Source organism: Deinococcus sp. Marseille-Q6407 (assembly GCF_946848805.1).
Lineage (GTDB): Bacteria > Deinococcota > Deinococci > Deinococcales > Deinococcaceae > Deinococcus.
Genome location: NZ_CAMPFU010000002.1, coordinates 574,587 through 591,026 on the forward strand (window position 1 = coordinate 574,587; position 16,440 = coordinate 591,026).

At 68.2% G+C, this 16,440-nt stretch carries 17 protein-coding genes; 10 read left to right on the forward strand and 7 right to left on the reverse strand.

All coding sequences use genetic code 11. The annotated features are described in order from the left end of the window. Positions 1–47: 47 nt before the first annotated feature. The 3 genes from radA to OCI36_RS04825 all read right to left on the reverse strand — a co-directional run bounded on the left by radA (position 48) and on the right by OCI36_RS04825 (position 2,195). A complete protein-coding gene (radA, locus tag OCI36_RS04815) occupies positions 48–1,388 on the reverse strand; it encodes a DNA repair protein RadA (RefSeq protein ID WP_261663940.1) in 1,341 nt (446 codons plus the stop codon). Beyond that, positions 1,388–1,687: a DUF2087 domain-containing protein gene (locus tag OCI36_RS04820; protein ID WP_261663941.1), complete on the reverse strand. Its 300-nt coding sequence runs from the start codon at positions 1,685–1,687 to the stop codon at positions 1,388–1,390. The genes radA and OCI36_RS04820 overlap by 1 nt, the downstream gene beginning before the upstream one ends. 109 nt (positions 1,688–1,796) lie before the next feature. Then, positions 1,797–2,195 carry an MliC family protein gene (locus OCI36_RS04825; RefSeq protein ID WP_261663942.1) on the reverse strand — a complete coding sequence of 133 codons (399 nt, stop codon included), beginning with the start codon at positions 2,193–2,195 and terminating at the stop codon, positions 1,797–1,799. A gap of 184 nt (positions 2,196–2,379) precedes the next feature. Between OCI36_RS04825 and proC the strand changes: the two genes are divergently transcribed. Then, positions 2,380–3,171, forward strand: coding sequence for a pyrroline-5-carboxylate reductase (gene proC / locus OCI36_RS04830; protein ID WP_261663944.1), 792 nt, complete (start codon positions 2,380–2,382; stop codon positions 3,169–3,171). A 138-nt stretch (positions 3,172–3,309) separates the two neighbouring features. Here the strand turns inward: proC and OCI36_RS04835 are convergent, their stop codons facing one another. Continuing rightward, a complete protein-coding gene (locus OCI36_RS04835; RefSeq protein WP_261663945.1) occupies positions 3,310–5,565 on the reverse strand; it encodes an ATP-dependent Clp protease ATP-binding subunit in 2,256 nt (751 codons plus the stop codon). 185 nt (positions 5,566–5,750) lie between these two features. Here OCI36_RS04835 and OCI36_RS04840 point away from each other — a divergent pair, with 185 nt between their 5' ends. Together OCI36_RS04840 and OCI36_RS04845 are read left to right on the forward strand one after the other, a co-directional pair. Then, positions 5,751–6,686 carry a hypothetical protein gene (locus OCI36_RS04840; protein ID WP_261663946.1) on the forward strand — a complete coding sequence of 312 codons (936 nt, stop codon included), beginning with the start codon at positions 5,751–5,753 and terminating at the stop codon, positions 6,684–6,686. 36 nt (positions 6,687–6,722) lie between these two features. Beyond that, positions 6,723–6,872, forward strand: coding sequence for a hypothetical protein (locus OCI36_RS04845; protein WP_261663947.1), 150 nt, complete (start codon positions 6,723–6,725; stop codon positions 6,870–6,872). 13 nt (positions 6,873–6,885) lie between these two features. Here the strand turns inward: OCI36_RS04845 and OCI36_RS04850 are convergent, their stop codons facing one another. Beyond that, entirely contained in the window at positions 6,886–7,659 is a 774-nt protein-coding gene (locus OCI36_RS04850) for a fumarylacetoacetate hydrolase family protein (protein ID WP_261663948.1), read from the reverse strand. Between the two features lie 103 nt (positions 7,660–7,762). Between OCI36_RS04850 and OCI36_RS04855 the strand changes: the two genes are divergently transcribed. From OCI36_RS04855 to OCI36_RS04870, 4 genes are all read left to right on the forward strand, one after another. Further along, entirely contained in the window at positions 7,763–9,226 is a 1,464-nt protein-coding gene (locus OCI36_RS04855) for an aspartate aminotransferase family protein (RefSeq protein ID WP_261663949.1), read from the forward strand. A 39-nt stretch (positions 9,227–9,265) separates the two neighbouring features. Continuing rightward, the gene (locus OCI36_RS04860) at positions 9,266–9,769 is read left to right on the forward strand and encodes a hypothetical protein (protein ID WP_261663950.1); all 504 of its coding nucleotides are present in this window, start codon (positions 9,266–9,268) and stop codon (positions 9,767–9,769) included. Positions 9,770–9,797: 28 nt separating this feature from the next. After that, positions 9,798–10,676, forward strand: coding sequence for a formyltetrahydrofolate deformylase (gene purU, locus OCI36_RS04865; RefSeq protein WP_261663951.1), 879 nt, complete (start codon positions 9,798–9,800; stop codon positions 10,674–10,676). Between the two features lie 126 nt (positions 10,677–10,802). After that, positions 10,803–11,216 (forward strand): hypothetical protein, encoded by a 414-nt coding sequence (locus OCI36_RS04870; RefSeq protein ID WP_261663953.1) that lies wholly within the window; start codon positions 10,803–10,805, stop codon positions 11,214–11,216. Between the two features lie 92 nt (positions 11,217–11,308). Here the strand turns inward: OCI36_RS04870 and recQ are convergent, their stop codons facing one another. Further along, on the reverse strand, positions 11,309–13,147 hold the full coding sequence (recQ, locus tag OCI36_RS04875; RefSeq protein WP_315941245.1) for a DNA helicase RecQ: 1,839 nt from the start codon (positions 13,145–13,147) through the stop codon (positions 11,309–11,311). 186 nt (positions 13,148–13,333) lie between these two features. Here recQ and dhaK point away from each other — a divergent pair, with 186 nt between their 5' ends. From dhaK to dhaM, 3 genes are read left to right on the forward strand one after another with little or no spacing between them, the layout of a single operon-like run. Further along, the gene (gene dhaK / locus OCI36_RS04880; RefSeq protein WP_261663954.1) at positions 13,334–14,329 is read left to right on the forward strand and encodes a dihydroxyacetone kinase subunit DhaK; all 996 of its coding nucleotides are present in this window, start codon (positions 13,334–13,336) and stop codon (positions 14,327–14,329) included. Between the two features lies 1 nt (position 14,330). Next, positions 14,331–14,951 (forward strand): dihydroxyacetone kinase subunit DhaL, encoded by a 621-nt coding sequence (gene dhaL, locus OCI36_RS04885; RefSeq protein WP_261663955.1) that lies wholly within the window; start codon positions 14,331–14,333, stop codon positions 14,949–14,951. Further along, a complete protein-coding gene (dhaM, locus tag OCI36_RS04890; RefSeq protein ID WP_261663956.1) occupies positions 14,948–15,352 on the forward strand; it encodes a dihydroxyacetone kinase phosphoryl donor subunit DhaM in 405 nt (134 codons plus the stop codon). The genes dhaL and dhaM overlap by 4 nt, the downstream gene beginning before the upstream one ends. Before the next feature lie 58 nt (positions 15,353–15,410). Here dhaM and OCI36_RS04895 read toward each other — a convergent pair whose 3' ends face one another. Further along, a complete protein-coding gene (locus OCI36_RS04895) occupies positions 15,411–16,385 on the reverse strand; it encodes a sugar-binding transcriptional regulator (protein ID WP_261663957.1) in 975 nt (324 codons plus the stop codon). Positions 16,386–16,440 lie beyond the last annotated feature (55 nt).

Here is a 16,440-nt window from a genome sequence, read left to right on the forward strand (position 1 = left end):
CAAAGAAGGCGAGACCAGGGAAATTTCCCTGGTCCCGCCCAGTTTTTTTATTTCTTCCAGGCGGCGGCCACCGCTTCTTCCACGCTGTGAATGCCGGCGGCACCTTCCAGGCCCGGCGGCACAATCAGACGCTGGTAGCCGGCCCGGCGGGCTTCCTCGGCGCGGCGGGGGCTGGCGGTGGTGGAGCGGACCTCGCCGGCCAGCCCCACTTCCCCGAACACAGCCACGTTCTCGGCCAGCGAGCGGCCCACCACTGCCGAATACACTGCCAGCGCGGCAGCCAGGTCCAGGCCAGGATCGGTGACTTTCAGGCCGCCGGCCAGGTTCACGTAGATGTCCAGCCCGCCCAATGTCAGCTCCAGCCGGCGCTCCAGCACCGCCAGCACCACATCCACCCGGCGCGGGTCCAGGCCCACCACCACCCGGCGTGGGTTGGGAAACGGCGTCTTGGCAGCCAGGGCCTGCACTTCCAGCAGCATGGGCCGCTGCCCGTCGATGGTGGCAGCCACCACGCTGCCCGGCACCCCCACCGGGCGCTCGGCCAGGAAGGCGGCACTGGGGTTTTCCACCGCCACCAGCCCCTCGCCGCGCATCTCGAACACGCCCAGCTCGCCGGCCTGCCCGAAACGGTTCTTCACGCTCCGCAGCAGCCGGAAAGCCCCCACCGATTCCAGAAACACCGTGGTGTCCACGATGTGCTCAATCACTTTGGGTCCGGCCACGGTGCCTTCCTTGGTCACGTGGCCCACCAGCACAGTGGCGGTGCCAGTTTCCTTGGCGGCGCGGGTCAGCACGGCGGTGCCTTCACGCACCTGCGCGATGCCGCCGCTGACGCCTTCGCCCTCGGCCACCACCGTCTGGATAGAGTCCACGATGCACAGCGCGGGTTTATGCTCCTCCATCAGCGCCGCCACGTGCTCGGCGCGGGTGTCGCGGGTCAGCTGGATTTCGCCGGTCACGCCCAGGCGGTCGGCCCGCAGGCGAATCTGTTCCAGCGATTCCTCGCCGGCCACGTACAGCACCGTGCCGTCACGCCGCGCCACCTGATCGGCCACCTGCAGCAGCAAGGTGGATTTGCCGATGCCCGGCTCGCCGCCGATCAATGTAACGCCGCCGGCCACCAGCCCGCCGCCCAGCACCCGGTCCAGCTCGGGAATGCCGCTGGAGGTGCGCGGTTCCTCGCGCCGGCCCACGCTGCTCAGTGCCGTGACTTTGCCGCCCTTGATGCCGCCGTAGGCTCCGCCCAGGCTGGAGCGACCGCCGGCCGCCGGCTTCTCCTCCTGTTCCTCGAACGAGTTCCAGGCCTGGCAGTTGGGACAGCGGCCCAGCGGCTTGGCCGAAGTGTAGCCGCAGCTCTGGCAGACATACTGCGTCTTGCTGCGCGCCATTAGTCGCCCCGCACAGGCGTGTTGGCGCCGGTCGGGCGGCTGTCGGCGCGCCACAGCCCGCGCTCGTCACGGGTCAGGTAGTCGCCGTCCAGCAGCTCGGTCAGCAGGGTCGCTTCCAAGGCGTCGTCGGCGTGGTCGCGCAGCAACCGGCTGACTTCCTCGGCCGAGTAGATTCGGCCCGATTCGAACAGGCCGGTCAGATAATCCAGAATGGCCATTCTGTGCTGGGTGCGCTTGCTGCTGGGCCAGGTCGTGATGCGCCCGTAATCGTCAGTGAAACCATCGAAGCTTTTGAACATCCGCCTATGCTAGCGGGTCGGCGCGCCGCCAAAAGGAAACGCCTCCCGGTCAGGGGAGGCGCGCGCCACTCTCGGCCGGTGGAGCGGCCAGTTATCGTGTCAGTGCAGTTCAGCGCTGAATGCGGCAGCCGGAGACCAGAGTCTTGGTCTGGCCGTTGGCCGGGTTGTAGGTGCTCAGGGTGCCTTCGCCCTGGTGTTCCCACCATTCCAGGCCGCTGGCGGTGTTCAGACCAGCCAGACCCACAAAGCGGCTGCCGCTGGCGCTGACGGCCGGGGCCAGGCCGTAGCTCTGACCGTGGTAGTTCACTATGGCCAGCACCGGGTCACGCTTCAGCACCGGGTCGGTGTCCACGTAACGCACCTGCACGCTCTGGGCGTTGGCGCAGGCGTAGCGGTGGCTGGTCACGGTGGGCTGGGGGGCCTTGGTCGCAGGCACCGCGCCGCCACCGGCGAACGCAGAACCGGTCGCCGCCACCAGAACCGACATCAACATCACAGCTTTTTTCATTAGAGCCTCCTTGGCTGGGCGCACGGCACCGGGGCCACAGAGGACCACGGGCCGGGAGCCGTATAAAAAGGGGCAGGCGAGCAGACCAGCTGCTCTCATGCCGTGAAAATCACTCTACTCCGGCTTCCTTTAAGCTGTCTGACCGGGCCTTGAGGTTCCGGCAGCGGCCCCTATACTGCCCCCCATGAAACTGGCGATCATAGGCACCGGAAAACTGGGCAGCGCCCTGCTGGCGGGCATCACGGCGCGGGGGGTGGTGGACCCGGCCGACATCGCGGTGCTGGGCCGCGACCCACGCAAGGCGGCAGCGGTGGCCGAACGCTTCGGGGTGCAGACGGCCGGGCGGCAGGAGCTGAACGGCGCCGAACGCATTCTGGTGTGTGTGCAGCCGCGCAGCTTTCCGGAGGTGGCCGAGTGGGCCTCGCAGTACGACGCCGGTTATATCAGCACCATGGCGGGCGTGACCCTGAGCACGCTGCGCCGGGGCCTGAACACCGGCCGGGTGGTGCGGGCCATGCCCAGCCTGGCCGCCACCATCGGCCGCTCGCAAACCGCCCTGACCGGCACGCCCAAGGCGCAGGCGGCCGGCGACCTGGCCTTTGCCACGCAGCTGTTCGGCGCGGTGGGCGACACCTACGACATCCCCGAGCATCTTTTCGACGCGTTTACCGGCATGAGCGCCTCGGGGCTGGCCTACGCAGCCGCCTTTGCCGAGGCGCTGGCCGACGGTGGCGTGCGGATGGGGCTGCCCCGGCCGGTCGCCGGCGAACTGGCCCGCAAGCTGCTGGGCGCCAGCGGCGAACTGCTGGAAAGCCGCGCCCACCCGGCCCTGCTCAAGGACGAGGTGTGCAGTCCCAGCGGCACCACCATCGCCGGCATTCAGGCGCTGGAAGCCCACAGGTTTCGCAGCAGCGTGATCGAAGCGGTGGTGGCCGCCACCCTGCGCGGGCAGGAGCTGGGCGCAGAACAAGAATAGACACGGCGCAGGAAGAGATACCGGGCAAGAAGAGATACCGGGCAGGAAGAAGCGCTGAGGCAGGACAGCCGGGGTGCAACAAGGCCGCCTCCATTCCGGGGCGGCCTTGCCAGCTGTCTCTTCACTCAGGCTATTTACTCAGGCCAGAATCTGGGTGGCCTTGGCCTTCACCTGCTTGTCACGGCGGAATTCCAGGCCGTCCTCGCCCAGCACCACCCGCCAGCCGTCCGGGCCGGGGGCGGCGGCCATCAGTTCCAGCGCCAGCGGGTCTTCCAGCTCCTCGCGCAGCAGGGTGCGCAGCTGCCGGCTGCTGCCCAGGGCATGCTTGTGGCTGCGGGCCTTCAGCTTGCTGACCAGCCAGGGGGCCACCTCCGGCGCGAAGCTCACGGCGATGTCGCGGCTGTCCAGTTCCTCGGCCATCTCGTCCAGCAGCTGCCCGGCCACCCGTTCCAGTTCGGCCTCACCCAGCGGCCGGAACTTGATCACGTCGTCCAGGCGGTCGAGGAACTCGGGGGTGAAGATGTGGCGCAGCGGCGCGTTGGAATCGGCCTGCACCGGGCTGAAGCCCACCGTAGGACCGATGTTGAAGCCGGTGTTGGAGGTCATGATCACGATGGTGCGGCGGAAATCCACCGTGCGGCCCTGCCCGTCGGTCAAGCGGCCGTCCTCGAACACCTGTAAAAAAGCGTTGTACACGTCAGGGTGAGCCTTTTCAATCTCGTCCAGCAGGATGACGCTGAACGGCTGACGGCGCACCGCTTCGGTCAGGCGGCCGCCCTGCTCGTGGCCCACGTAACCGGGAGGCGAACCGATCAGTTTGCTCACGCTGTGCGGCTCCTGATATTCCGACATGTCCAGCCGAATCAGCGAGCGCTCCGAGCCAAACAGGGTGCGGGCCAGCGCCTTGGCGAGGTGGGTTTTGCCCACGCCGCTGGGACCGGCAAACAGGAACGACGCCGACACCCGGTTGCGCCCGCCCAGGCCCAACCGGGCCCGCCGCAGCGCCGAGGCCAGTGCCTTGACCGCTTCCGGCTGGCCGTAGACCTGCTCGCCAAGCACGTTTTCCAGGTCCACCAGGTCGGCGGCGCGGTCGTCGGAGTAAACGCCGCCCATCGAGTTCAGCACGTTTTCCAGGTCTTCGCGGGTCACCATCGGCTGGCCTTCCTCGCTGAGACTGACCGGCAGTTCCAGGCTGAGGTTGAGGTTCACCCGGCTGGCGGCCTCGTCCAGCAGGTCAATTGCCTTGTCGGGAAAGTTGCGGCCCGGCAGGCTGCGTTCGCCCATGCGGATAGACAGCTCCAGCACGTTGTCCGGCAGCAACACGCCGTGGTGTTCCTCGTAGGAAGGCCGGATACCACGCAGGATTTCCAGCGTTTCGGCCGGGCCGGGTTCCAGCACGATCACCGGCTGGAAACGCCGCTCCAGCGCCGCGTCTTTCTCGATATAGCGGTGGTACTCGCCGGTGGTGGTTGCCCCCACCACCTGAATCTCACCGCGCGAGAGGGCCGGCTTCATGATATTGGCAGCGTCCAGGGTGCCTTCCGAGCCACCGGCACCCACCAGGGTATGCAGCTCGTCAATAAAAGCCACCACGCGGCTGGCCCGCAGTTCTTCGATAATCTGGCGCAGGCGTTCCTCGAATTCGCCGCGGTACTTGGTGCCGGCCACCACGCCGCTGAGGTCCAGGCTCACCACCCGCTTGTCCTTGAGGGCCGGGGGCACTTTGCCGCTGGCAATGGCCTGGGCCAGCCCTTCCACGATGGCGGTCTTGCCCACGCCGGGGTCGCCGATCAGCACCGGGTTGTTCTTGGTGCGGCGGGTCAGAATCTGGGTCACGCGGCGGATTTCGTCGCTGCGCCCGATCACCGGGTCCAGCCGGCCGTCGCGGGCCATTCGGGTCAGGTCGCGGCCAAACTCGTCCAGCATCGGGGTGGGCAACGAAGCCGGGTCGGGCTTTTTCCGCTCGCCCTGTTCCAGAATGCGCCAGCGAATGGTGTCGGGGTCCTTGCTGATTTCCTGCAGAATCCGGTACGCCACCCCGTCACCCTCGCGCAGAATACCCAGCAGCAGGTGCTCGGTGGAGGTCACCGGAGCGCCCATCTCGCGGGCCTCGGCGGTGGCCAGCTCCATCACGCGCCGGGCACGCGGGGTAATCGCGGGGGCGTCGTTCAGGCGCGAGCCCTCGCCGCGCCCGATGATTTCTTCCACCCGTTCACGCAGCGAGTCCAGGGTCACGCCGAACTCGCTCAGCACGGCGTACGCACTGCCGCCCTCACGCATCAGGCCCAGCAGCAAATGTTCGGGGCCCACCATGGCATGCCCCAGGCGGTTGCCTTCCTCGCGGGCATAGTGAAACACCAGCCGGGCGCGGTCATCGTAACGGTTATGGGTCATGAACGTCCTTTCCGGTGCGCGTACGAGGCGCGCGGCGCTTCGGGGAAATGCAGCGTCATTCCTCAGTGTAACGGCCTTCCCCGCCGCGCGGCAGGGTCAGCCGGCACGTTTGAGGCGGGGCGCCGCAGCCCCTAAAAGCTCTAAGCTGAGCCCATGCCGACCTTGACCGCTGGCCCGGGGGAAAGATGCCGCTGATTTTCGTGCATGGAGTTGCTGTCCGCGAGGGCGACGGACCCGGCTGGGAGACCCTGCACCAGATGACCCGCGGCATCGAGTGGCCGGCCATCGAGGCGCAGCTGCGCGAGTATCTGGCCCCGGTGATGCGCCCGGGCGACCCGCAGGCGGTGGAGATGGAATGGCTCTACTGGGGTGACCTGGGCGCCCAGTACACCCATGGTGGCCGCTTCCGGGGTGCCTTTAGCCCGCAGCCGCCCGAGCTGCCCCGCCCGCTGGAAGCGCCCCCCGCCGAGCTGGCGCAGTGGCTGGAAGACACGCTGCTGCCGCAGATCCCGGCCGAACTGTGGCCCGCCACCATCGAGGCAGCCGCCTACACGGCCGCCGACGAGAGCGTGCGGCTGCTGACCGCCGCCCTGCCACCCGAGGTGCAGAGTGAGGTGCTGCTGGCCGCCGTGGACGCCCGGCGCGAGGGACACGCTTTTCAGCCGGCGCTGCTGCCGGCCAGCTGGCAGGCCCGGCGCCGCCGCCGGCTACAGCAGACCTTGCAGCAGGTGCGCCGGCCGCTGGAAGACTTCGTGCCCATCTTTCTGGGCGACGCCCTGACCTACCTCAACGGGCGCGGCACGCCGCAGTACCCCGGGCCGGTGCCGCAGCGCATTGTGGAGACCTTGCAGCGGGCCCACGCCAGAGCCAAAGCCGAGAACGAACCGCTGGTGGTGATCAGCCATAGCCTGGGCTGCCAGCTGGTCTACGACGCGCTGAGCAGTGTGCTGCCCGGCCGCCCGGAACTGGCGGACCTGCGGGTGGACCTCTGGTGCGCGGTGGGCAGTCAGCTGGGACTGTTCAAGGAACTGGGCCTGATGATGGAAGACACTCTGCCGCCGGGGCATCCCGCGCCGCAGCGGACCATGAGCGAACACCTGGGTTATCTCTGGAACGTGTAGAGCTACAGCGACCTGCTGAGCTTCCGCACCGAAGGCGTGATTCCGCAGGCCCACGACGCCACGTTCCCGCTGCCGGGGCAGCTGCGCGGCGACCATCTGGCCTACCTGCACCGGCCGGTGTTCTACGCGGCGCTGGCCGCCAAACTGCGAACCCTGCTAGAGCCAGGCGCAGCTGCCGCGACCTGAGCCGGGCCCTTGCTCAGACGATGGGGGTGGTCAGCACGCCGATGCCTTCCACTTCCACCTCGACCGTGTCGCCGCGCCGCAGCGGGCCCACGCCCTCGGGAGTGCCGGTTAGCACGATATCGCCGGGTTCCAGCGTCACGTAACGCGACACATACACCAGTACCTGCACCGGGTCGAAGATCATGTGCGAGGTGCGGCCGTCCTGCCTCACCTCACCGTTGATGCGGGTCTGAATATGCAGATCGGTGGGGTCCAGCTGGGTTTCCAGCCAGGGGCCCAGCGGGCAGAAGCGGTCAGCCGACTTGGCGCGGAACCACTGCAGGTCCTCTTTCTGCCGGTCGCGGGCGGTCAGGTCCAGGGCACAGGTGTAGCCCAGCACTGCGCCCAGCGCCTCGTTGGCCTTCAGGTTCTTGGCGCGCTGTCCGATCACCAGCGCCAGCTCGCCCTCGAAGTGAAAGTTCTCGGTCCATTCGGGATACTCCACGGCGCCGCCGGGTTCGGCCAGCGCATTGGGGCCCTTGAGAAAGATGCCCGGCTCGGCCGGCAGGCCGCTGCCGCCGGGGCCGGCGTGGCCCATCTCGCGGATGTGGTCGGCGTAGTTGCGGCCCACGCACACGATCTTGCTGGGTTCGGCCGGAGGCAGCAGTACTGCCGGGTCAAACGGCACGGTGTCCTCGCTGTCACTCAGGCCACCGCCGCGCAGCGTGCCGCTCAGCAGGTGAACCGTGCCTTCTTCCAGGCGGCCCCAGCGCGGGGCGCCCGCATGGTTGATTCTGATCAGTTGCATTCTCCGAGCATAACGGCTGCGGGTCAGCCCCGGCTCAGGAACGATTTCCTGGAAAGCGGCGCCCGGAAAGCAGCACTCAGGAACCGGCGCTACACTCATACTCATGTCTTCTTCTCTTCCTCCCATGATCCGCGCCGAGGACGTGCTGAACGAGAGCTTCAGCGCCCAGCAGGCCCGCGACCTCGACCTGAAGTACGGCAACGAAGAGCTGCTGTACGGCCTCGACATGTTGGGCGTGGCTGGCCCCTTTACCCGCCTGAGCCCCTGGGAGCTGCAGGACATGGACGGCCAGCGGCTGATCATGGCCGCCAGCTACGCCGCCACCCCTTTCGGCGAAATGCACCCCGACCTGACCGGTTTTATGGCCGAATTCATGCAGAAAAACCGGGCGATGGTCCTGCCGCAGCAGAGCATCAGCTCATGGCGGGCGGCGCTGGGTGCCAACCTGGTGCGGCTGCTGGCCTCACAGCTGCCCTCGCACGCTGACAGCCAGGTCTTTTTCTGCTCGTCGGGCACCGAAGCGGTGGAAGGCGCGCTGAAGTTCGCCAAGGCGTACCGGCCGAACGCCAGCTATTTCATCTCGTTCCGGGGCGCCTATCACGGCAAAACCTACGGCAGTCTCAGCCTGACGCCCAACCCGGAATATCAGGACATCTTCCGGCCGCTGGTGCCCGGCGCGCTGACCAGCCCCTACGGTGACCTGGAAGCCCTGAAAACGCTGGTGCGGCGGGTGGGAGCCAAGAACGTGGCCGCCATCATCGTGGAGCCGATTCAGGGCGAAGGCGGCGTGATCATCCCGCCGATCGGCTTCCTGACCGGGGTGGGCGACCTGTGCCGCGAGCACGGCATCGTCTGCATCGCCGACGAAATCCAGACTGGCCTGGGCCGCACCGGGCACTGGTTCGAGTCGGCGGCGCAGGGCCTGGACCCGGACATCATCACCCTCGCCAAGCCGCTGGGCGGCGGCCTGAGTGCGGTGGGCGCCACCATCGCCCGGCAGGACATCTACAAGAAGATGCTGGGCGGCCTCAGCTCCAAGCGGCACTCCAACACCTTTGGCGGTGGAGCGCTGAGCATGGCGGTAGGCCTGCGCTCGCTGGAACTGCTGGTAGAGCAGAATCTGCCGGAGCGGTCGCTGCGGCTGGGCGAACAGGGCCTGGCCCGGATGAAGGCGCTGCAAGGCCGCTACCCCGGCCTGCTGCAGGACGTGCGCGGCCAGGGCTTGCTGCTGGCGATGCAGTTTCACCCGGTGGTGGGCCAGCTGCCGCTGCCCGGCGCCGTCAAGGAGCTGGCCTACGAGGCCACCGCAATTCTGGCGATGCGCGAGCTGCATGGAAGCGGCGTGATCGCCAACCTGAGCCTGAGCAGCAAGCGCACGGTGCGCCTCAGCCCCGCGCTGAACATCCCCGAAGAGCTGTTCGCGGAACTGATGACCCGGGTGGAAGACTTCGCCGGCCGCAACCCCAGCGCCGGCAAACTGCTGACCAACACCCCGCCCGACCTGCTGGCGCGGCTGACCGCCTTTGCGGCCACCAAGCCCAAGAAGCGCACCCCCAGCGATGGCTGAGAGGGACAGGACTGACCGGGCGGCCGGGCGGCAGTAAGCATGACGGCCGGCCTGCCCAAGTCCCCGCTCCCGCAGCGGCCCGCCGGGTATCTCAGCCTGGCAACCTATTCCAGCCTGGGTACTTTCTGGCGCTACCTGCGCGGAGCCGAGGCGGCGGGCCGGCAGGTCACGCTGCTGCGCGGCGATACGCCGCAGACCTGCCGGCGGCGCATCGGCGGGTACACGCTGACCGGCGCCGGCTTTCTGCTGGACGAACCCCGGCTGCGGCGTGAGCTGGAGCACGACTTCGTGCCGCACCCGGCGGTGGTGGCCTTTCTGGGCGGCGACTCCGGGCGACTACGCGAAGAGTTGAATGCCCACTACGCTCTGCAGACCGACTTTGCCCTGGCACTGACGGCCGGGCGAGAACTGATCGTGCGGCCCGAATTCCGGTTTCGCCCGGCCAGCTCCGGGGGCACCCTGCCGCCGGGCTTGCGCCTGCACGGCCGCCGCATGGGCCGCGACGAAATCGGGGTGCTGCTGGCGCAGGCCTGCGGCGGCTGACACTGCCGGAAACTGATAAACTGGCCGGATGCCTGTTCTGGACCCCGCTTTTGCCGCTTCCCGTGTCACCCCCCTGATTCTGACCCTCTCGTGCATGGACCAACCTGGCATCGTCCACGCGGTCAGCGGGGCAATTGCCGCCAGCGGGGGCAACATCATTCAGTCACAGCAGTTCGGGGACACCGACACCGGGCTCTTTTTTATGCGGGTGGAAACCGACCTGCCCGGCGACGAAACCGCTTTCCGGCAGGACATGGCAGTGCTGGCGGAACGCTTCGGCATGACCTGGCAGTTGGACCGCCAGGGCCGCCCGCTGAGAACCGTCATCATGGTGTCGAAAGAAGGTCACTGCCTGAGCGACCTGCTGTACCGGCAGCGTTCCCGCGCCCTGCCGCTGGACATCGCAGCGGTGGTGGGCAATCACCCCGACCTGGCCCCGCTGGCCGAGTTCTACGGGGTGCCGTTCGTTCACCTGCCGGTCACGCCAGAGACTAAAGCCCAGGCCGAAGCGGCGCTGCTGGACCTGATCGAGCGCGAGGGCGTGGAACTGGTGGTGCTGGCCCGCTATATGCAGATTCTCTCGGATCAGCTGTGCCGGCAGATGTCGGGGCGCATCATCAACATTCACCACTCGTTCCTGCCGTCGTTCAAGGGAGCGCGGCCCTACGCGCAGGCCTACGCACGCGGCGTGAAGCTGATGGGCGCCACCGCCCACTACGTCACGGCCGACCTGGACGAGGGCCCGATTATCGAGCAGGACGTGACCCGCATCACCCACGCCGACTCGGTAGCGGCGATGGTGCAGCAGGGGCAGGATGTAGAGCGCCGGGTGCTGGCCCAGGCAGTGACCTGGCACGCCGAGCACCGGGTGCTGCTGAACGGACACCGCACGGTGGTGTTCCGGTAAGCGTGAGCGGCGCCTTCCCATCCTGGTTTCAGATTTGCGTCACCATATGGTCCTACCATGCAGCCGGGCAGCACTCAGCCGCCTGATATTGCCTGTCTCTCTCTACTGAATTCACGGAGGTGTCTCATGAACAAGCCTGTAAGCAAGCACGTCAAGTTGGCCCTGACCCTGGCCCTGGCCGTGCTCCCCGGCGCGGCGAACGCGGCCGGTGTGCAGCGCGAGATTCACTTTGCGCCGGGAACCTACGGCGCCAGCTACGGTGGCACGGTCCGGGGTTACAACTACGACAGCTACGTGTTTTATGCCCACCGGGGCCAGCACCTAAAAGTTGGTGTGGGTCAGCAACCGCTGACGCCGGTGCTGTTCCATAAGAGCCTGCGCGACGCCGTGAACATGGAAGCTTACTCCCCGGCACTCAACCGCAGCGGCGACTATATTTTGCCGTTCGATGGCCGCTACGAACTGCGACTGCTGCAAACCCGCAACGCGGCGCGCAGCGGCCGTCAGGTGCCGTATACCCTGTCTATCCGCATCTGGTAAAGGCGGGAGCGCCTGCTCCGGCAAAGTAAAGTTGAAGGGAAGGGGCCGGTGCAGCCGCTTTCCCTTTTTTCCTGCTCTTGCCGCCCAGCGGTTCAGTCCAGGCCGCCCAGCACGTCCAGCACCGCCTGCCCGTACTGCTCCAGCTTCTTGGCGCCCACTCCGCTAACGGTGCCCAGGGTCGCCAGCGAAGAAGGCCGCAGCGCTGCAATAGCCGCCAGCGTCTTGTTGTCGAAGATGATGTAGGCGGGCATGCCCTGTGCCTTGGCTTCTTGGGCGCGCCACTCGCGCAGGGCCTCGAAGGCTGGCTGGGCAGCGGCCGGCAGGTCCGCCGGAGCAGCGGCAGATTTGGACGACTTGCGGCGGTTGCTGGTAGGCCGCAGCACCTCCTCGCGCAGCAGGAACTGGGCCCCGCCGCGCAGCAGTTCGCGGCTTCTGGCGGTGGCGCTTAGGCCGTAGTGTTCGCCGGCTTCCAGGTAGCCCAGGCTGACCATCTGGCGCAGCACCCCGCGCCAGGTGCGCTCGTCGTGCTCCGCGCCCACGCCGAAGGTAGGCAGCGCCTGGTGCCCGGCCTGCCGCACCTTGTCGGTGTCGCGGCCCAGCAGCACGTCGGTCAGGTGAGCGGCGCCGTAGCGGTTGCCGGTGCGCACAGCGGCGCTCAGGGCCATCTGCGCCTCGCGGGTCATCTCGCGGACCTGCGGGGGGTTGAGGCAGTTGTCACAGTTGCCGCAGGGGCCCTGGTACTCCTGCCCGAAATAGGCCAGCAGGTTCTCACGCCGGCAGCCGGCCGTCTCGCAGTAGCCCAGCAGGGCGTCCAGCTTGGCGCTCTCGATGCGCTGCACCCACTCGGGCGCCGTGCTGCCAGCCAGCATCCGGCGCAGGTTGACCACGTCGCCCAGGCCGTACACCATCCAGGCGGTGCTGGGCTCGCCGTCACGGCCCGCCCGGCCGGTTTCCTGGTAGTAACCTTCCAGGCTCTTGGGCAGGTCCAGGTGCGCCACGAAGCGCACGTCCGGCTTGTCGATGCCCATGCCGAACGCCACGGTGGCGACCACCACCAGGCCGTCTTCGCGCAGAAACCGTTCCTGGGCCTGCTGCCGCTGGGCGTGAGAGAGCCCGGCGTGGTAGGGCAGCGCCTCTATGCCGTTCTCGGACAGGAAGGCGGCCGTCTCCTCCACCGACCGGCGCGACAAACAGTACACGATGCCCGCGTCGCCGACATGTTCACTGCGGATAAAGTCCAGCAGCTGCCGCTTGGCGTTGTCCTTCCCGGCCACCCGGTACTGGATGTTGGGCCGGTCGAACGACGCGGTGAACTGCGGCGCTCCCTCCAGCCCCAGCACCGCCACGATATCGGCGCGGGTGCGGTCGTCGGCGGTGGCGGTCAGGGCGATACGCGGCGTGTTCGGAAAGCGCTCTGCCAACACCCCCAGCCCCTGATACTCGGGCCGGAAGTCGTGGCCCCACTGGCTGACGCAGTGCGCCTCGTCAATGGCGAACAGGGCCAGCGGCACGCTTTCCAGCAGCCGCAAGGTCCCCTCCATCAGCAGGCGCTCGGGGGCCACATACAGCAGGTCCAGCTCGCCGGCCCGCAGCGCCGCTTCCACCTCGCGCACGCTGTCCAGGCTCAGGCTGGAATTCAGAAACGCCGCCCGGATACCCAGCTGCCGCAGGGCGTCTACCTGGTCCTGCATCAGCGCAATCAGGGGACTGACCACCACGCCCACGCCGGGGCGCAGCAGCGAAGGCAGCTGGTAGCACAGGCTCTTGCCGCCGCCGGTGGGCATCAGCACCAGGGCGTCGCCGCCGCCGGCCACCTGCGCCACGATCTCGCCCTGACGCCAGCGAAAGGAATCGTAACCCCACAGGTCACGCAGCAGGCGGTGGGCTTCGGCGGGCGGCTCGGCCGGGGCAGACGGGTGGGGCGCGGTCATGAGGGGCAGGATAACGCCGGGGGTAAGATAAGACTGTTTCACACCAACCGGTTCTCTGGCCTGCCCTGTCCGCCCTCCCCCGTTCCACACGGTCCGGTACACCTTCCGGCACTTTTTCTTTACTTGGCCCGGTGCGGACAACCCGGCCCAGACACGGAACCACAAGCCCCCTTTCAGGAGAACGCCATGAAAAAAATCATCAACGACCCCCAGAACGTGGTCCGGGAAGCCTGCGAGGGCTTCGCGCTGGCCCACCCCGACCTGGTCACCCTGCACCCCGAGCCGCTGTTCGTGGCCCGGCGTGAAAAGCCGGCCGGCGTGGCGCTGATTTCCGGCGGGGGCAGCGGACACGAGCCGCTGCACTCCGGGTTCGTGGGCCAGGGCATGCTGGCCGCCGCCTGCCCCGGCGAAGTCTTTACCAGCCCGGTGCCCGACCAGATGCTGGCCGCCGCAAAAGAGGTAGGCAGCGAGGCCGGCGTGCTGTTTATCGTCAAGAACTACACCGGCGACGTGATGAATTTCGAGCTGGCCGCCGAACTGGCCCAGGCGGAAGGCCTGAAAGCAGACAGCGTGACCATTGACGACGACGTGGCCGTGCAGGACAGCACCTGGACCGCCGGGCGCCGGGGCGTGGCCGGCACCGTGCTGCTGGAAAAAATTGCCGGCGCCGCCGCCGAAGAAGGGCAGTCGCTGGCCGAGGTCAAGGCGGTGGCCGAGCGGGTGATTGCCGGCACCCGCAGCATGGGTCTAGCGCTGAGCGGCGCGACGGTGCCGGCGGCTGGCCAGCCCAACTTCAGCCTGGAAGACGGCGAATTCGAGCTGGGAATCGGAATTCACGGCGAACCGGGCCGCGAGCGCCTGCCGATGCGCCCGGCCGACGAACTGGTCGCGGCGCTGCTGGACCCCATCCTGAGCGACCTGGGAGCGGCTGCGGGCGAGCAGGTCATTTTGCTGACCAACGGCATGGGCGGCACGCCGCAGTTGGAGCTGTACATCGCGCACCGCCGCGCCGTGCAGCTGCTGGAAGAACGCGGCCTGAAAGTGGCGCGGCATCTGGTGGGCAACTTCGTGACCAGCCTGGAAATGCAGGGCCTGAGCCTGACCGTGCTGCGCGCCGACGACGAACTGCTGCGGCTGTGGGACGCACCGGTGAACACCGCCGCGCTGCGCTGGGGGGTGTGAAATGAGCAGTGACACAACCAACGGACTGACTGCCGCCCAGGCCCAGGCTTTCTTTGCCCGCTTCCGCGACCTGATCGACGAACACGCCGCCGAGCTGACCGCCCTGGACGCTGCCATCGGGGACGCCGATCATGGCAGCGGCATGCAGCGCGGCGCCCAGGCGGCCGCCGGCGCCACCGCCGGCGCCGAAACCCCGGCCTCCGCCTTCAAGGCTGCCGCCATGAGCTTTATTTCCAAGGTGGGCGGGGCCAGCGGGCCGCTGTACGGCACCGCTTTTCTGCGGGCGGCGGGTGTGAACCCGCAGGCCGCCGAGTGGAGCGCCGAGGACCTGCGGGCCGCGCTACAGGCCGGCTACGACGGGCTGGTGCAGCGCGGCGGCGCGGCTCCCGGCGACAAGACCATGCTGGACGCCTGGCAACCGGCGCTGGAAGCCCTGGCCGGCGGCGACCTGAAAGCCGCTGCCAGCGCCGCCGCGCAGGGCCGCGACGCCACCGCCGAGCTGGTGGCCCACAAGGGCCGCGCCAGTTACCTGGGCGAGCGCTCGCGCGGGCACATTGACCCCGGCGCCGCCAGCAGCGCGCTTCTGTTCCGCGCCCTGGCCGAAGTGGCGGGTGACGGATGACAGTGCATCTGGTAATCGTGTCGCACAGTGACCAGATCGCCTCGGGCGTGTGCGACCTGGCCGGGCAGATGGGCGGCGGGGGCGTGCGCCTGATTGCCGCCGGCGGCACCGAGGAAGGCGGCCTGGGCACCAGCGCCCCGCGCATTCAGGCTGCCCTGGAAGACGCACTGAGCGACCCCGGCGACGCGGCCCTGGTGCTGCTGGACCTGGGCAGCGCCGCCATGAACACCGCCCTGGCGCTGGAGCTGCTGGACGAAGACCAGCGGGCGCGGGTGCAGGTGGCGCAGGCCCCCATCGTGGAAGGCGCGGTGCTGGCCGCCGTGAGTGCTGCCGGGGGCGCCGACCTGGCGACTGTGGCCGCCGAGGCCGCCAGCGGGCGGGACATGCCCAAGCAGCTCTAGGTCAGGGCAAGGAACGGGGAGAGACACAGAAATAGAATTCTCCCCGCACCTGGGCCACTCAGGCTTCCGGCGCTGTCACGCGTTGCAGCAGAGCCAGCGCAGTGGGTTCATCCACAATCAGGCGTTTCATCAGCCCGCCGCGCAGGGCCGCGTGCAGGGCCGGCACCTTGCCCAGGCCGCTAACCACGCACACCGACTGCGGGTGTGAGGCAATAAATTCCAGGTCTGGTCCGCTGGCCCGCGCATTGATGGGCAGGTCTTCCCAGGAGCCGTCGTCGCGGAAAAACACGGTGGCGATGTCGCCAGCCACCCCCAGCCGGCCCAGCTCAGCCTGAGCGGCTTCATCCAGCGCACCGGCGGTATAGACATGACTGGGCCGCCCCGCCGCCGAGCTGCCCACCGAGTAGAGCAGCACATCTGCCTGAGCCTGCAGGTCCAGCACCTGCCGCACCGAGCGCTCCTGCCACATCATCTGCTTGGTGCGGGGGTCGTCGAAAAAGGTGGGCACCGGAAACAGGTGCGCCCGCCCGCCGTAGTTGCGGGCAAAGCGGGTCACGGTATCGGTCACGAAGCCGCTGACCAGCTCCTGAATGTTGGCGCTGCCGTTCAGCTGCACAAAGTCCAGGCTGCCCAGGCGCCGGGGCGTCAGCGCGTGCGACACGGCGTCCAGGGTGTTGCCCCAGGCCAGTCCCACCGTCATACCGCTGCGCAGTAGGCTGTCGAGCAGCGCCGCCGTGGCCTGCGCCACTCGCGGTAGCCAGTCCTCTTCCGGGCTACCCGGCGGCACGCCGACCACCTGCAACTGCACACCCGGAAAACGCTCCTGCAATTGCCCGGCCAGCGAGTGCGGCTGCGCGGCGGGGTCGTGAATCCTGATTTCCACCAGGCCACTCTCGCGGGCAAACGAGAGCAGCCGGCTGACTTTGGGCCGCGAGAGGCCCAGCTCGGCGGCAATTTCGCCGGTAGTCAGGCCCTGATGGTAGTACAGCCGGGCCACCTGCACGGCCAGGGCAGTCTGTGAAACGGAGGTCATGGGATTTCAGCATAGCCTCTGCCCCGGTCCAGCGGGGACCAGACCGAGCAAATGT

Excerpts from the sequence above, each read along its gene's own strand:
- radA (WP_261663940.1), bottom strand. The coding sequence starts at position 1,388 with ATGGCGCGCAGCAAGACGCAGTATGTCTGCCAGAGCTGCGGCTACACT.
- OCI36_RS04820 (WP_261663941.1), bottom strand. The coding sequence starts at position 1,687 with ATGTTCAAAAGCTTCGATGGTTTCACTGACGATTACGGGCGCATCACG.
- OCI36_RS04825 (WP_261663942.1), bottom strand. The coding sequence starts at position 2,195 with ATGAAAAAAGCTGTGATGTTGATGTCGGTTCTGGTGGCGGCGACCGGT.
- proC (WP_261663944.1), top strand. The coding sequence starts at position 2,380 with ATGAAACTGGCGATCATAGGCACCGGAAAACTGGGCAGCGCCCTGCTG.
- OCI36_RS04835 (WP_261663945.1), bottom strand. The coding sequence starts at position 5,565 with ATGACCCATAACCGTTACGATGACCGCGCCCGGCTGGTGTTTCACTAT.
- OCI36_RS04840 (WP_261663946.1), top strand. The coding sequence starts at position 5,751 with ATGCCGCTGATTTTCGTGCATGGAGTTGCTGTCCGCGAGGGCGACGGA.
- OCI36_RS04850 (WP_261663948.1), bottom strand. The coding sequence starts at position 7,659 with ATGCAACTGATCAGAATCAACCATGCGGGCGCCCCGCGCTGGGGCCGC.
- OCI36_RS04855 (WP_261663949.1), top strand. The coding sequence starts at position 7,763 with ATGTCTTCTTCTCTTCCTCCCATGATCCGCGCCGAGGACGTGCTGAAC.
- OCI36_RS04860 (WP_261663950.1), top strand. The coding sequence starts at position 9,266 with ATGACGGCCGGCCTGCCCAAGTCCCCGCTCCCGCAGCGGCCCGCCGGG.
- purU (WP_261663951.1), top strand. The coding sequence starts at position 9,798 with ATGCCTGTTCTGGACCCCGCTTTTGCCGCTTCCCGTGTCACCCCCCTG.
- OCI36_RS04870 (WP_261663953.1), top strand. The coding sequence starts at position 10,803 with ATGAACAAGCCTGTAAGCAAGCACGTCAAGTTGGCCCTGACCCTGGCC.
- recQ (WP_315941245.1), bottom strand. The coding sequence starts at position 13,147 with ATGACCGCGCCCCACCCGTCTGCCCCGGCCGAGCCGCCCGCCGAAGCC.
- dhaK (WP_261663954.1), top strand. The coding sequence starts at position 13,334 with ATGAAAAAAATCATCAACGACCCCCAGAACGTGGTCCGGGAAGCCTGC.
- dhaL (WP_261663955.1), top strand. The coding sequence starts at position 14,331 with ATGAGCAGTGACACAACCAACGGACTGACTGCCGCCCAGGCCCAGGCT.
- dhaM (WP_261663956.1), top strand. The coding sequence starts at position 14,948 with ATGACAGTGCATCTGGTAATCGTGTCGCACAGTGACCAGATCGCCTCG.
- OCI36_RS04895 (WP_261663957.1), bottom strand. The coding sequence starts at position 16,385 with ATGACCTCCGTTTCACAGACTGCCCTGGCCGTGCAGGTGGCCCGGCTG.